General features: G+C 72.6%; 14 protein-coding genes. All 14 read right to left on the bottom strand.

Annotated elements, in window-relative coordinates:
- The 14 genes from efp to ACWGSR_RS26705 all read right to left on the bottom strand — a co-directional run bounded on the left by efp (position 1) and on the right by ACWGSR_RS26705 (position 13,359).
- The gene (efp, locus tag ACWGSR_RS26770) at positions 1-567 is read right to left on the bottom strand and encodes an elongation factor P (RefSeq protein WP_366377628.1); all 567 of its coding nucleotides are present in this window, start codon (positions 565-567) and stop codon (positions 1-3) included.
- A 56-nt stretch (positions 568-623) separates the two neighbouring features.
- Entirely contained in the window at positions 624-1,736 is a 1,113-nt protein-coding gene (locus ACWGSR_RS26765; protein ID WP_453569657.1) for an aminopeptidase P family protein, read from the bottom strand.
- 74 nt (positions 1,737-1,810) lie between these two features.
- On the bottom strand, positions 1,811-2,839 hold the full coding sequence (locus tag ACWGSR_RS26760; protein WP_453569655.1) for an AAA family ATPase: 1,029 nt from the start codon (positions 2,837-2,839) through the stop codon (positions 1,811-1,813).
- A 227-nt stretch (positions 2,840-3,066) separates the two neighbouring features.
- A complete protein-coding gene (gene aroQ, locus ACWGSR_RS26755) occupies positions 3,067-3,513 on the bottom strand; it encodes a type II 3-dehydroquinate dehydratase (RefSeq protein ID WP_366377625.1) in 447 nt (148 codons plus the stop codon).
- Complete coding sequence (gene aroB, locus ACWGSR_RS26750; RefSeq protein ID WP_376239186.1) at positions 3,510-4,607, bottom strand: 3-dehydroquinate synthase; 1,098 nt, start codon at positions 4,605-4,607, stop codon at positions 3,510-3,512. Before aroB ends, aroQ begins: the two co-directional genes overlap by 4 nt.
- Complete coding sequence (locus ACWGSR_RS26745; RefSeq protein ID WP_366377623.1) at positions 4,604-5,125, bottom strand: shikimate kinase; 522 nt, start codon at positions 5,123-5,125, stop codon at positions 4,604-4,606. The genes aroB and ACWGSR_RS26745 overlap by 4 nt, the downstream gene beginning before the upstream one ends.
- Complete coding sequence (gene aroC, locus ACWGSR_RS26740; protein ID WP_383326699.1) at positions 5,122-6,306, bottom strand: chorismate synthase; 1,185 nt, start codon at positions 6,304-6,306, stop codon at positions 5,122-5,124. Before aroC ends, ACWGSR_RS26745 begins: the two co-directional genes overlap by 4 nt.
- 145 nt (positions 6,307-6,451) lie before the next feature.
- A complete protein-coding gene (locus tag ACWGSR_RS26735) occupies positions 6,452-6,607 on the bottom strand; it encodes a hypothetical protein (protein ID WP_453569649.1) in 156 nt (51 codons plus the stop codon).
- 102 nt (positions 6,608-6,709) lie between these two features.
- Positions 6,710-7,552 (bottom strand): shikimate dehydrogenase, encoded by an 843-nt coding sequence (locus ACWGSR_RS26730; RefSeq protein WP_453569646.1) that lies wholly within the window; start codon positions 7,550-7,552, stop codon positions 6,710-6,712.
- Positions 7,533-9,323 carry an endolytic transglycosylase MltG gene (gene mltG, locus ACWGSR_RS26725; protein WP_453569644.1) on the bottom strand — a complete coding sequence of 597 codons (1,791 nt, stop codon included), beginning with the start codon at positions 9,321-9,323 and terminating at the stop codon, positions 7,533-7,535. The genes ACWGSR_RS26730 and mltG overlap by 20 nt, the downstream gene beginning before the upstream one ends.
- 102 nt (positions 9,324-9,425) lie before the next feature.
- Positions 9,426-9,890, bottom strand: coding sequence for a Holliday junction resolvase RuvX (ruvX, locus tag ACWGSR_RS26720; RefSeq protein WP_123954413.1), 465 nt, complete (start codon positions 9,888-9,890; stop codon positions 9,426-9,428).
- Positions 9,891-9,892: 2 nt separating this feature from the next.
- Positions 9,893-12,562: an alanine--tRNA ligase gene (gene alaS, locus ACWGSR_RS26715; RefSeq protein WP_453569641.1), complete on the bottom strand. Its 2,670-nt coding sequence runs from the start codon at positions 12,560-12,562 to the stop codon at positions 9,893-9,895.
- Positions 12,562-12,915 carry a DUF6167 family protein gene (locus ACWGSR_RS26710; RefSeq protein ID WP_366377617.1) on the bottom strand — a complete coding sequence of 118 codons (354 nt, stop codon included), beginning with the start codon at positions 12,913-12,915 and terminating at the stop codon, positions 12,562-12,564. Before ACWGSR_RS26710 ends, alaS begins: the two co-directional genes overlap by 1 nt.
- A 6-nt stretch (positions 12,916-12,921) precedes the next feature.
- Positions 12,922-13,359: a DUF948 domain-containing protein gene (locus ACWGSR_RS26705; protein WP_453569638.1), complete on the bottom strand. Its 438-nt coding sequence runs from the start codon at positions 13,357-13,359 to the stop codon at positions 12,922-12,924.
- Between the last annotated feature and the right edge of the window lie 90 nt (positions 13,360-13,449).

Genomic DNA, 13,449 nt, shown 5'->3' with positions numbered 1-13,449 from the left:
TTAGTCGTTCACCCGGCCGAGGTAGTCGCTGCTGCGCGTGTCGACCTTGATCTTCTCACCGGTGGTGATGAAGAGCGGGACCTGGATCTCGTGGCCGGTCTCCAGGGTGGCGGGCTTGGTGCCACCGGTGGAGCGGTCGCCCTGGACGCCCGGGTCGGTGTGCTGGATCGTCAGGACGACGGCGGCCGGGAGCTCGACGTAGAGCACTTCGCCCTCGTGCTGCGCGACGGAGGCGGTGAAGCCCTCGATCAGGAAGTTCGCGGCGTCGCCGACCGACTTGCGGTCGACGTGCAGCTGGTCGTACGTCTCCATGTCCATGAAGACGAAGTAGTCGCCGTCCATGTAGGAGAACTGCATGTCACGACGGTCGATGGTGGCCGTCTCGACCTTGACGCCCGCGTTGAAGGTCTTGTCGACGACCTTGCCGGACAGCACGTTCTTGAGCTTGGTGCGCACGAAGGCCGGGCCCTTGCCGGGCTTGACGTGCTGGAACTCGACGACGGACCAGAGCTGGCCGCCTTCGAGCTTGAGCACCATGCCGTTCTTGAGGTCGTTCGTGGAAGCCACGGTTGCGGAATCTCCTGGACTCTGGACTGACGTGGGACCGGGGAGGCGTGCGCGCCCTACAGCGCGAGCAGCTCCTTGGTCGTGATGGTGAGTAGCTCGGGTCCGCCGTCCGCCTCCTGGCGCACGACGAGCGTGTCATCGATCCGGACCCCGCCCCGGCCCGGGAGGTGGACCCCCGGTTCGACGGTGACCGGCACACAAGCGTCCAGTTTACCCATGGCCGAGGGTGACAACTGCGGGTCCTCGTCGATTTCGAGCCCCACACCGTGCCCGGTGAGGGGTACGGCCGCCTCCGCGTGCCCCGCCGCCTTCAGGATCCGGCGGGCCGCCCGGTCCACGTCCCGGTACTCGGCGCCGGGCACGAGCGACTCCCGGCCGGCCCGCTGAGCGGCGAAGACGAGCTCGTACAGCTCGATCTGCCACTGGGCGGGGGTGGTGCCGATGACGAACGTGCGGCCGATCTCGCACCGGTAGCCGCGGTAGTCGGCGCCGAGGCAGACGGAGAGGAAATCACCCTCCTCGACCCGGCGGTCGGTGGGCCGGTGCCTGCGGCGGCCGGAGTGCGGGCCGGTCGCCACCGAGGTCGGGAAGGCGGCCCCGTCGGCACCGTGGTCGACGAGCCGGCGCTCCAGCTCCAGGGCGAGGTGGCGCTCGGTCCGTCCCACCAGGATGGATTCGAGGAGTTCGCCGAGGGCCTGGTCGGCGATCTCGGCGGCGATCCGCAGGCAGCCGATCTCGTCCTCGTCCTTGACGATCCTGAGCTGCTCCACGGCGCAGGCCAGGTCGGTGAGGCGGGGCGCGGCCGCGACGGTGCCCATGGCCCGGTGCCGGGCCACCGTCAGGTGGTGCTCCTCGACGGCGAGCGCGTCGGCGCCCGTCCGGCGGGCGAGGTCGACGGCCGCGACGGCCGGGTCGCCGCCCCCGGTGGGCAGGACCTGCTGCCGGAGCAGTTCGTCGAGCCGTCCGTCGGCCGGTTCGCCCCCGGGCGGGACGGGGCAGAGCAGGACGTCGGCCTCCGGTTCGGGGCCGACGAGCAGGACGGCGCCCGGCGGGGAGCCGCCCGCGAGATAGCGGACGTTGGCGGGGCGGGAGACCAGGGCCGCCGGGCTGCCCGCGGCCGCGCACCGGTCGCGCAGCCGTACACGGCGGTCCGCATACACCTCTGACATGCTCCGAGCCTACGAGGAGCGGGCCGCCCCGGCCTGTTCGGGACGGCCGACCGGGGCCCGCGACGGGCACGGCCTCACCAGGAGGGCGGGCTCGCGATCGCGCGGGCGAGGACGTCGTCGAGGACGCGGGCGGTGGTCTCGACGTCGTACGTGGAGTTGTCGATGATCGGCAGGCCGGAGCCGTACCAGCCGGCCATCCGGCCGTGGATGGCCGCGACCTCCTCGTCCGAGAGGCGCCGGTTGCCGCTGCGCTCGGCGTTGCGCTCCAGGACGACCTCCAGGCCGGGCAGGAGGACGACGGGCAGCAGGCCGGGGCCGACGTGGCGCTTCCAGCCGCCGAGGCCGACGACGGGCCGGTCGGGGAAGACGGCGTCGTCGACGATGCAGGAGATGCCGTTGGCGAGGAAGTTGCGCGCGGCGAAGCCGCAGGTGCGGCGGGCGAGCCGGTACTGCGCCTCGGAGTGCTCGTTCCATCCGGACTGGGGGTCGGCGAAGCCCGAGCAGACCCATTCGCGGACGTCGTCGAGGCTGATGTGCGCGGTGGGCACGCGGCGGCGCTGCGCCCAGTGCCGGGCGACGGTCGTCTTGCCGGCGCCGGCGGGGCCGATGAGCAGCACGGCCAGGGTCGCGCCGCCGGTCCCGGCCCCGTGCTCCACGGGCGGCGCGAGGGGCGCGACCGGGACGTGCCCGGTGGGGTCGGCGCGGGGGGCCGGCGGGGCGGCGGGGTACTGGGGCGCGGCGGTGGGCCGGGGGGCGGCCGGGGGCTGGGGGGCCGAGGAGTGGGGTGCTGAAGGGTGGGGGGCCGGGGAGTGCCCGGGTATGCCGCCGGAGGCGACCGCGCCCCAGCCCTGCGTCCCCGGTGCCGCGGAAGGCGGGGCCGGGGGCGCCGGGTGCGGGGGCGCCGCGGGCGGCGCCGGGTGCCGGGGCCCGGAGGTCCCGCTCGGGACGGCCGGGTGGACGCCGAGGCGGGAGCCGGTGCCCGGCACCGGTCCCGTGCCCGGTCCCGTCCTGGAGTAGGGGGCGTCCCCCGCCCCGGGGCCGGGTCCGGGCGTCTCGCCCGACCGCTCGTGCGGTGGCAGCGGACCCCCCACTGCGTGCTGCATCCGGTGCCACTCCGTCTCGTACGCCTGTCGTCTTCCGGGGCCGGTCGTGTACCCGGACGGCGAAACGTTACCGCCCCCGGCCCCCACGGGGGGAACGGCCGGGGACGCTTTCCGGTGCCCCGCCGGCGGGAATCCCTTCGGCGGGAGCCCCCTGGACGGGGATGCCGTCGGCGGGAATCCCGTCGGCAGGACTGCCCCGGACGGGAATCCCGTCGGCGGGAGTCCCGTCAGTCGGAGAGTTCCTCGGCGAGCGCCCGCAGCGCCAGCCGGTAGGAGCCGATGCCGAACCCGGCGACCGTCCCGGTCGCCACGGCCGCGATCACCGAGGTGTGCCGGAACTCCTCGCGGGCGTACGGGTTCGAGATGTGCACCTCGATGAGCGGCGCGGTCCGCTGGGCGGCCGCGTCCCTCATCCCGTACGAGTAGTGCGTGAACGCCCCGGGGTTCACGACCACCGGGACCGAGCCGTCCGCCGCCTCGTGGAGCCAGCGGATCATCTCGCCCTCGTCGTTGGTCTCCCGCACCTCGACGTCGAAGCCGAGCTCCGCGCCGAGGGTGCGGCAGGACTCGACGAGCCCCTTGTAGGAGGTGGCGCCGTAGATGTCGGGCTCGCGGGAGCCGAGCCGGCCCAGGTTGGGGCCGTTGAGCACCAGTACCGGACGCGGCTCGCTCACGCGGACACCTCGCCGTACGCCGCGATCAGGACGGCCGGGTCGGGGCCCTCCAGGACGGTGGGCTTGGCGAGCCCGTCGAGCACGATGAACCGCAGCAGGTCGCCGCGGGACTTCTTGTCGACCTTCATGGTCTCCAGGAGCTTGGGCCACTGGTCGCCGCGGTAGCTGAGCGGCAGGCCGACGGACTCCAGGATCGCGCGGTGCCGGTCGGCGGTGGCGTCGTCGAGGCGGCCGGCGAGGCGGCCGAGTTCGGCGGCGAAGACCATGCCGACGGAGACGGCGGCGCCGTGGCGCCACTTGTAGCGCTCGTTCTTCTCGATGGCGTGGGCGAGGGTGTGGCCGTAGTTGAGGATCTCGCGGCGGCCGGACTCCTTGAGGTCGCCGGAGACGACCTCGGCCTTGACCCTGATCGAGCGGACGAGCAGCTCGGCGGTGTGCGGTCCGGCCGGGGTGCGGGCCGCCTGCGGGTCCTCCTCGATGAGGTCGAGGATCACCGGGTCGACGATGAAGCCGGCCTTGATGATCTCCGCGAGGCCGCTGACGTAGTCGTGGACCGGCAGCGAGTCGAGGGCCGCGAGGTCGCAGAGGACCCCGGCGGGCGGGTGGAAGGCGCCGACGAGGTTCTTGCCCTCGGCGGTGTTGATGCCCGTCTTGCCGCCGACGGCCGCGTCGACCATCGCCAGGACGGTGGTCGGCACGGCGATCCAGCGCACGCCCCGCAGCCAGGTCGCGGCGACGAAGCCGGCCAGGTCCGTGGTGGCGCCGCCGCCGACGCCGACGACGACGTCGGTGCGGGTGAAGCCGGTCTGGCCCAGGGCCTTCCAGCAGTAGGCGGCGACCTCGGCGGTCTTGGCCTCCTCGGCGTTCGGCACCTGGATGGCGACCGCCTCGTAGCCCTGGTCCGCGAGGTCGGCGCGCAGCGCCTCGCCGGTGTCGGCGAGGGCCTCGGGGTGGATCACGGCGACCCGCTTGGCCCGGTCGCCGATCAGGCCCGGCAGCTCGCCGAGGAGCTGTCGGCCGACCAGCACCTCGTAGGGGTCCGTGCCCGCGCTGCCGGCCACGTGGATGCGGGTCACGTCCTGGTCCGTCGTCATGCGTCCTTCTTGAGTTCCAGTGCCGAGAGGACCGCGTCCGCGACCTCGTCGGGGGTGCGGTCGTCGGTGGCGACGACGACCCGGGCGACTTCGGTGTAGAGGTGGCGGCGCGCCTCCATCAGCTCGCGCCACTGGCGGCGCGGGTTGACGGCGAGCAGCGGCCGCGCGGTGTTGAGGCCGACGCGGCGGACCGCTTCCTCGACGTCCATGGAGAGGTACGCGACGGGCAGCCCGGCGAGCAGCTCGCGGGTGCCGGCGTCGAGGACCGCGCCGCCGCCGAGGGCGAGGACGCCCTCGTGCCCGGCGACGGCCCGGGCGACGGCGTCCCGCTCCAGGGCGCGGAAGTGCTCCTCGCCGTCCTCGACGAAGATGTCGGAGATCTCGCGTCCCTCGGCGGCGACGATGTCGGCGTCGGTGTCCCGGTAGGGCGCGCCGAGGCGTTCGGCCAGGAGCGCGCCCACCGTGGACTTGCCGGAGCCCATCGGCCCGACGAGGACGACCAGGGGTCCGGCGGTCACCGGATGTGCAGGTTGTCGAGGTACGACCGCACGTTGCGCCGGGTCTCGGGGACGCTGTCGCCGCCGAACTTCTCCAGGACGGCGTCCGCGAGGACGAGCGCGACCATGGCCTCGGCGACGATGCCGGCGGCGGGGACGGCGCAGACGTCGGAGCGCTGGTGGTGGGCGGCGGCGACCTCGCCGGTGGCGACGTCGACGGTGGCGAGGGCGCGCGGGACGGTCGCGATGGGCTTCATCGCGGCGCGGACGCGAAGCAGTTCGCCGGTGGTGAGGCCGCCCTCGGTGCCGCCGGAGCGGCCGGAGGAGCGCCTGATGCCCTCGTCGGTCCTGACGATCTCGTCGTGGGCCCGGGAGCCGGGCACGCGGGCGAGCTCGAAGCCGTCGCCGACCTCGACGCCCTTGATGGCCTGGATGCCCATGAGGGCGGCGGCGAGGCGGGCGTCGAGGCGCCGGTCCCAGTGGACGTGCGAGCCGAGGCCGACGGGCACGCCGTACGCCAGGACCTCGACCACGCCGCCGAGGGTGTCGCCGTCCTTGTGGGCCTGGTCGATCTCGGCGACCATCGCCTTCGACGCGTCGGCGTCGAGGCAGCGGACCGGGTCGGCGTCGAGCTTCTCGACGTCGGCGGGGGTCGGGTAGACGCCGTACGGGGCCTTGGCGGCGGCCAGCTCGACGACGTGCGAGACGATCTCGATGCCGGCGGCCTCCTTGAGGAAGGAGCGGGCGACGGCGCCGAGGGCGACGCGGGCGGCGGTCTCGCGGGCGCTGGCGCGCTCCAGGATCGGCCGGGCCTCGTCGAAGCCGTACTTCTGCATGCCGGCGAGGTCGGCGTGGCCGGGGCGGGGCCGGGTCAGGGGCGCGTTGCGGCCCGTCTCCTTGAGCTCCGAGGGGTCGACCGGGTCGGCCGACATGACCTTCTCCCACTTGGGCCACTCGGTGTTGCCCACCATGACGGCGATCGGCGACCCGAGGGAGAGCCCGTGCCGGACGCCGCCGAGGAAGGTGATCTCGTCCTGCTCGAACTTCATCCGGGCGCCGCGTCCGTACCCGAGGCGTCGCCGTGCGAGGTGGTCCGCCACCAGCTCCGTGGTGACCGGAACACCCGCGGGCAGACCCTCAAGGGTCGCGACCAGCGCGGGTCCGTGGGATTCGCCGGCCGTCAGCCAACGCAACCTGCTCAACGATGCTCCTCATGCTCGCGCCTGGCACTGCGACGGCGCGCCCGGGTGCGCGGCCCTGGCCCGCCACACCCGATCCTCCCACGTCGGAGAGGTCATGTGGTCGCATGTCCGACCAGCGGACCGGAGTCTCAGATTCCGGAACGACTCACCCGCCCTCCGGGGCGGAGGAGGCCCTGTCCCGCGATCTGCCCCGTGACCAGGAGAGGAGGCCGTGCACGACGGCCACGCCGAGGAGTCCGAGCACGGTGTACCGCACCCATGCGGGCAGGTCGCTGAAGAACCCCACGTACAGAAAGCGCATCAAGTCGAAGGCTGCGTCCCCCTTGGACGCCAGCACCGGTTCCCCGTTCATTTCCCCCGTGTTCCCCCTCCGGCTCCGACCGGTGCCGGCGCCGGTCGGAGCCTATCGGGCGGCCAGCGCCTCTTCCCCCGCCGCCCTCATGGCGGCGAGCGGGGCCGGCGCGCGGCCCGTCATCCGCTCGACCTGGAGGACGGCCTGGTGGACGAGGAGGTCGAGGCCGCCGACGACCTTGCCGCCGCGGTCGGACCAGGCGGCGGCCAGTGGGGTCGGCCAGGGGTCGTAGAGGACGTCGAAGAGGGTGCCGACGGCGTCCGGGACGGCGGCCGCCAGGGCGTTCGTCGTGCCGGCGGGGGTGGTCGCGATCACCAGCGGGGCGTCGAAGGCCTCCGCCGCGCGCTCCCAGTCGGCGGTGCGCACGTCCACGCCGAGCCGTTCGCCCCAGCCGCGCATCTCCTCGGCACGCGCCTCGCTGCGCACGTACGCGGTGACGGGTCCCGCGCAGACGCGGGCGAGGGCGGCGAGCGCGGAGGAGGCGGTGGCGCCGGCGCCGAGGACGGCTGCGGCCTCCACCTTCTCGACGCCCCGCTCGCGCAGGGCGGCGATCATGCCGGGGACGTCGGTGTTGTCGCCGACCCGCCGTCCGTCCTCGTGGAGGACGACGGTGTTGACCGCCTCCACGGACGCGGCCGTGTCGCTGATCCCGTCGAGCAGCGGGATGATCGCCCGCTTGAGCGGCATGGTCAGCGAGAGCCCGGCCCAGCTGCCGTCCAGCTCGCCCACGAACCCCGGCAGCGCCGCCTCGTCGATCTCGAAGCGCTCGTACGACCAGTCGTGGAGGCCGAGTTCGGCGTACGCGGCGCGGTGCAGGACCGGGGAGAGGGAGTGGGCGATCGGCGAACCGAGGACGGCGGCGCGGCGGGCCGTCTCACTGGTTCGAGTTGGCATTGAACTTGTCCTTCAGCTTGAGGAACTCGTCGTGCGTCTTGGCGAACTCGGTCTTGTTCATGCCGTCCGTGGCCACGAAGTAGATCCAGCCGTCCTTGGTCGGGTCGACCATGGCGGCCAGCGCCTCGTTGCCGGGGTTGCCGATCGGCCCGGGCGGCAGCCCCCTGTGCTTGTAGGTGTTGTACGGGTCGGTGTTGCTGTTGGCTTCCTTCTCCGAGATCTTGATCTCGCTCTGACCCTTCAGGTAGTTGAGGGTCGAGTCGAACTGCAACAGCTGGTACGTCTCCCGGTTGTCCGGTTCGAGGCGGTTGTAGACCACCTCCGCCATCCTGCGGAAGTCGTCGTGGGTCTTGCCCTCCGCCTGGACCAGGCTCGCGATCGTGACGAGTTCCCACGGTCCCCCGACGCCCAGGGCCTTCGCCTTCGCGTCCAGCTCCAGCTTGCCGTACTCCTGGTTCGCGCGGGCGACCATCTTGCGCAGGGCGTCCTCGGGCTTGCTGCCCTTGGCGACCGGGTAGCTCGCCGGGAAGAGGAATCCTTCCAGCGGGTCCTTGATGTCGGGGTGCTTCTTGGCCCAGTCGGGCAGGCCCAGGGAGTCCGTCTTCGTGAGCGCGATCTCCTTGGTGGTGCCGGGCTTGAGGTCGAGGCGCTGGTCGAGCGCCTCGTAGACCCAGGCGTTCCGCTTGCCCTCGGGGATGATGAGCTTGGCCTGGCTCGCCGGGGTGAGCATCAGCTTGACCGCGCTCTCCGCCGACATCTCCTTCTTCAGCGTGTAGACGCCGTCCTGGATGGAGTTGCCGTCGGGGTTCTTCTGCTGCGCCGCGACGAAGGCGTCGACGCTCTTCACCACACCGGCCTGCTTGAGGATGTTGCCGATCTGGGTCCCGAGGGACCCCTTCGGGATCTCGACCTGGACCTCGCCGGTGCCGCTGCCCGCGTAGTCCGGCACCTCGGCGAAGCGGCCCTGCCAGAACTGGTAGCCGAAGTAGCCGACGCCGCCGACGCCGCCCACCAGAACGACGGCGACGACCAGGCAGGCCACGCCGTTCTTGCCCTTGCGCTTCTTCTCCTTGCCGCGGCGGTCGCGGTCGTCGCCGCGGGAGCCCCGGCCGCGCGCCGGCTCCTCGTCGTACTCGTCGTCGTAGTCGTCGTGGTCGCGGTCGTCCCCGCCGCCACGCCCGGCGCCGCGGTCGTCCTCACCGGTGAAGAAGGGGTGGTTCTCCTCCTCCGGCTCCGGCTCCCGGCGCGTCTCCTCCTCCGGGGCCCAGTCGGCCACCGGCTCCGGCGGGTCCTGCCGGTGGCCGGGCGGCCGGGGCGGCGGGTACGCCTCGGGCGTGCCGTACAGGTCCGGGTTCTGGCCGCCGTACGGGTCGGCCGGGGGCGTGCCGTAGACCATCGCCGCCTGGCCGGTCTCCCAGTTGCCGTCGTACTGCTGTCCGAGGTGCCCGGGCGTGTCGTAACCGCCCGGGTGCCCCGCTCCGTACTGCTGCTGGTGCTGGTCGTACGGCTGCTGCTGGCGGTACTGCGGCTCGTGCTGCTGCGGCTGCCGGTAACCCGGATCGGCGTAGGCCTCCGGCTGCTGCGGGTACTGCTGCTGATAGGGGTCGCCCCCGTATCCCTGGCCGCCCTGCCCGTACGGGTCCTGGCCGCCGTACTGGTTCGCCTGCTGCGGATGCGGGTACTGCTGCTGGCCCTCCCACCCCTGGTCCCCGTAGAGCGGGTCCCCGGGGTGCCACGGTTCGGAGCCCGGGCTCCGGCCATACTCAGTCATCGATCCCCAAAACAGCCGCGAGGCTTCCGGACGATCCGCCTCTACGTAGTGCGGGGGCTGTTCGAACACCGCCGCATCGCGCGGAACGTTACCGTATCGCGATCAGATGACCACTTCGACGCCCTCGCCGGGAGGATTACCCGATACCCGTTCGGACTCAAGAGCGTTCTGGAGGATGATCACAGCGGCCGCCTGGTCGATGACGGACCGGCCCTTCTTCGACTTCACCCCGGAGGCCCGCAGGCCCTGGGTGGCGGTGACCGTCGTCATCCGCTCGTCGACCAGCCGGACCGGCACGGGGGCGATGCCCTTGGCCATCTCCCGGGCGAAGGCGCGGACCTTGGTCGCGGCCGGGCCCTCCCGCCCGCTGAGCGAGCGGGGCAGGCCCACGACGACCTCGATCGGCTCGTACTCCTCGACGATCTGGCGGAGCCGCCGGTGGGCGGCCGGGACGTCGCGTCCCGGCACGGTCTCCACCGGCGTGGCGAGGACCCCGTCGGGGTCGCACGAGGCGACCCCGATCCGGGCGTCCCCGACGTCGACCGCGATGCGGCGGCCGCGGCGCATCGTCACGCCGTCTCCACCACGAGGCGCTCGACGGCGGCGATGGCCTCGCCGACGGCCTCCGGGTTCTGCCCGCCGCCCTGGGCGACGTCCGGCTTGCCGCCGCCACCGCCGCCGAGGGTCTTGGCGGCCGTGCGGACCAGCTCGCCGGCCTTGAGGCCGCGCTCGCGGGCGGCCTCGTTGGTGGCGATGACCGTCAGCGGCTTGCCGTTGACCGTGGTGAACAGGGCGACGACGGCCGGACGGCCGCCCGAGATCCGGCCGCGCACGTCCAGGACCAGCTTGCGCAGGTCGTCGGCGGTGGTGCCGTCCGGGACCTGGCCGGTGACCAGGGCGACGCCGCGGACGTCGCGGGCGGAGTCGACGAGGCCGGCGGCGGCCTGGAGGACCTTCTCCGCGCGGAACTTCTCGATCTCCTTCTCGGCGTCCTTCAGCTTGCCGAGCATGGCGGAGATCTTCTCCGGCAGCTCCTCCGGGCGGCCCTTGACCAGCTCCTGGAGCTGGGCGACGACCGTGTGCTCCCTGGCGAGGAAGTTGTACGCGTCGACGCCGACCAGGGCCTCGATGCGGCGCACGCCGGAGCCGATCGAGGACTCGCCGAGCAGCTTCACCAGGCCCAGCTGGGCGGTGTTGTGGACGTGCGTGCCGCCGCACAGCTCCTTGGAGAAGTCGCCGATGGTGACGACGCGGACCTGCTCGCCGTACTTCTCGCCGAACTCGGCGATGGCGCCCTGGCGCTTGGCCTCGTCGATCGGCATGACCTCGGCGTGGACCTCCAGCTCGCGCGAGAGGACCTCGTTGATCTTCTGCTCGACGTCGGTGAGGACGGCGCCGGGGACGGCGTTCGGCGAGCCGAAGTCGAAGCGGAAGCGGCCGGGCTGGTTCTCGGAACCGGCCTGGGCGGCCGTCGGGCCGAGGGCGTCGCGCAGGGCCTGGTGGGTGAGGTGGGTGGCCGAGTGGGCGCGGGCGATGGCCCGGCGGCGGCGCACGTCGATGGCGGCGTAGGCGGTGGCGCCCACGGTCACCTCGCCGACCTGCACGGAGCCCTTGTGCACCGAGACGCCCGGGACCGGCTGCTGCACGTCGCGGATGTCGATGACGGCGCCGCTGTGCAGCTTGATCCGGCCCTGGTCGGCGATCTGGCCGCCGCCCTCGGCGTAGAACGGGGTGCGGTCGAGGACGACCTCGACCTCGTCGCCCTCGGTGGCGGCCGGCGAGGGGACGCCGTTGACGAGGAGGCCCACGACCGTGGTCTCGCCCTCGGTGTTGGTGTAGCCGGTGAACCGCGTGGCGCCGCTGGTGTCGGCGATCTCCCGGTACGCGGTCATGTCGGCGTGGCCGGTCTTCTTGGCCTTGGCGTCGGCCTTGGCCCGGTCCCGCTGCTCCTTCATCAGGCGGCGGAAGCCGTCCTCGTCCACGGAGAGGCCCTGCTCGGCGGCCATCTCCAGGGTGAGGTCGATCGGGAAGCCCCAGGTGTCGTGGAGCAGGAACGCCTTGTCGCCGGAGAGGACCGTGCCGCCGCCGGCCCTGGTCTCGGTGACGGCGGTGTCGAGGATGTTGGTGCCGCCCTTGAGGGCCTTCAGGAAGGCGGCCTCTTCGGCGAGGGCGACGGTCTCGATGCGCTTGCGGTCGGTGACCAGCTCGGGGTACTGCTCGCCCATCGTCCCGATCACGGTGTCGACGAGGTCCTGGACGACCGGACCGGTGGCGCCGAGCAGGCGCATGTTGCGGACGGCGCGGCGCATGATGCGGCGCAGCACGTAGCCGCGGCCCTCGTTGCCGGGGGTGACGCCGTCGCCGATGAGCATGACGGAGGTGCGCATGTGGTCGGCGACCACGCGGAGCGAGACGTCGCTCTCGTGGCTGCTGCCGTACTGCACGCCGGTCAGCTCGGTGGCCTTGTCGATGACGACCTTGAGGGTGTCCGTCTCGTACATGTTCTGGACGCCCTGGAGGATCATCGCCAGGCGCTCCAGGCCGAGGCCCGTGTCGATGTTCTTGGCGGGCAGGTCACCGAGGATCGGGAAGTCCTCCTTGCCGGAGCCCTCCCCGCGCTCGTACTGCATGAAGACCAGGTTCCAGATCTCCACGTACCGCTCGTCGTTGACGGCCGGGCCGCCCTCGACGCCGAACTCGGGGCCGCGGTCGTAGTTGATCTCGGAGCAGGGGCCGCAGGGGCCGGGGACGCCCATGGACCAGAAGTTGGGGCCCATGCCGAGGCGCTGGATGCGCTCGGCGGGGACGCCGACGACGTCGCGCCAGATGCGCTCGGCCTCGTCGTCCTGCTCGTAGACCGTGATCCAGAGCTTCTCCGGCTCCAGCCCGTAGCCGCCGTGCTCCACCGGGGTGGTCAGCAGCTCCCAGGCGAGCTTGATGGCGCCTTCCTTGAAGTAGTCGCCGAAGGAGAAGTTGCCGCACATCTGGAAGAACGTGCCGTGGCGGGTGGTCTTGCCGACCTCTTCGATGTCGGGGGTGCGCACGCACTTCTGCACGCTGGAGGCGCGCGAGAAGGGCGGCTTGACCTCGCCCAGGAAGTAGGGCTTGAAGGGCACCATGCCGGCGGGGACGAGCAGCAGAGTCGGGTCGTCCGCGATGAGCGACGCCGAAGGGACGACGGTGTGCCCGCGCTCCTCGAAGAAGCTCAGCCAGCGGCGGCGGATTTCAGCCGACTCCATCAGTGGTCCTCATTCCGGTTGTACGAACTCTTGGGAAGGGTGAAATACGAAGGCGGGGTGGGACCGAGTGCGGTCCTGCGGCGGGGCTCCGGGAGCTCCCGGCCCTGTGCCTCGGCCGGGTCGGCGGGGGCGTCGAGTCCGAGCGCCTCCCCCAGCTCGGCCTCCCGCTGGACCATGCCCGCCCTCACGTCGAGGGCGAAGTCCTTGAGCCGGTGGCCGGTTTCGACGGCCTTGTTCGCGGCCTGGGCCGCGAGGCTCTCGGGGGTCAGCTGCTTCAGCTTCCGGTTGACCTTGGTGGTGGCCCACACGCCGGCGGCTGCGCCGGCCGTGAACCAGAACGTGCGGCGGAACATCTCGGGTCAGCCCTTCTGCTTCCGGCGGCGCATGGACGGCACGGTACGGCCGACGATCACGGTGCGGCGCGCGGAGGCGCGCGGCGCCTCCTCCCCGTCCCGGCTCCGGCCGAGCGCCCGGCGCAAGCCGTAGCCGAAGGCGGCCACCTTGACGAGCGGGCCGCCGAAGGTGGAGGCGACGGTGGTGGAGAGCGCGGAGGCGTTGGAGGTGACCTCCTGGACGTCCGAGGCGATGGCGTCGACCCGGTCGAGCTGGGTCTGCGCCGACCGCACGGTCGCGGAGGCCTCGGCGAGCAGGGGAACGGCCTGCTCCGTCACGTCCGCCACGAGCTTGGTGGTCGCCCTGAGCGTCTGCGCCAGCCTCGCCAGCGCCACGGCGAGGAAGGAGACGAGGATCGCCCAGAAGACGGCCACCAGGATCCCGGCAACCTCTCCACCGGTCACGCTGCACCGCTCTCTGCTGTCGTTGGGCCTTGTGAAAGTCGTCCCCCGACCCTATCGCGCCCGGGCTGTCGCGCCGTACCGCATTACCGT

This window comes from Streptomyces sp. NPDC055632, assembly GCF_053618675.1.
The sequence above is the reverse complement of the archived record's forward strand: the minus strand, read 5'-3'. Positions and strand labels throughout refer to the sequence as shown.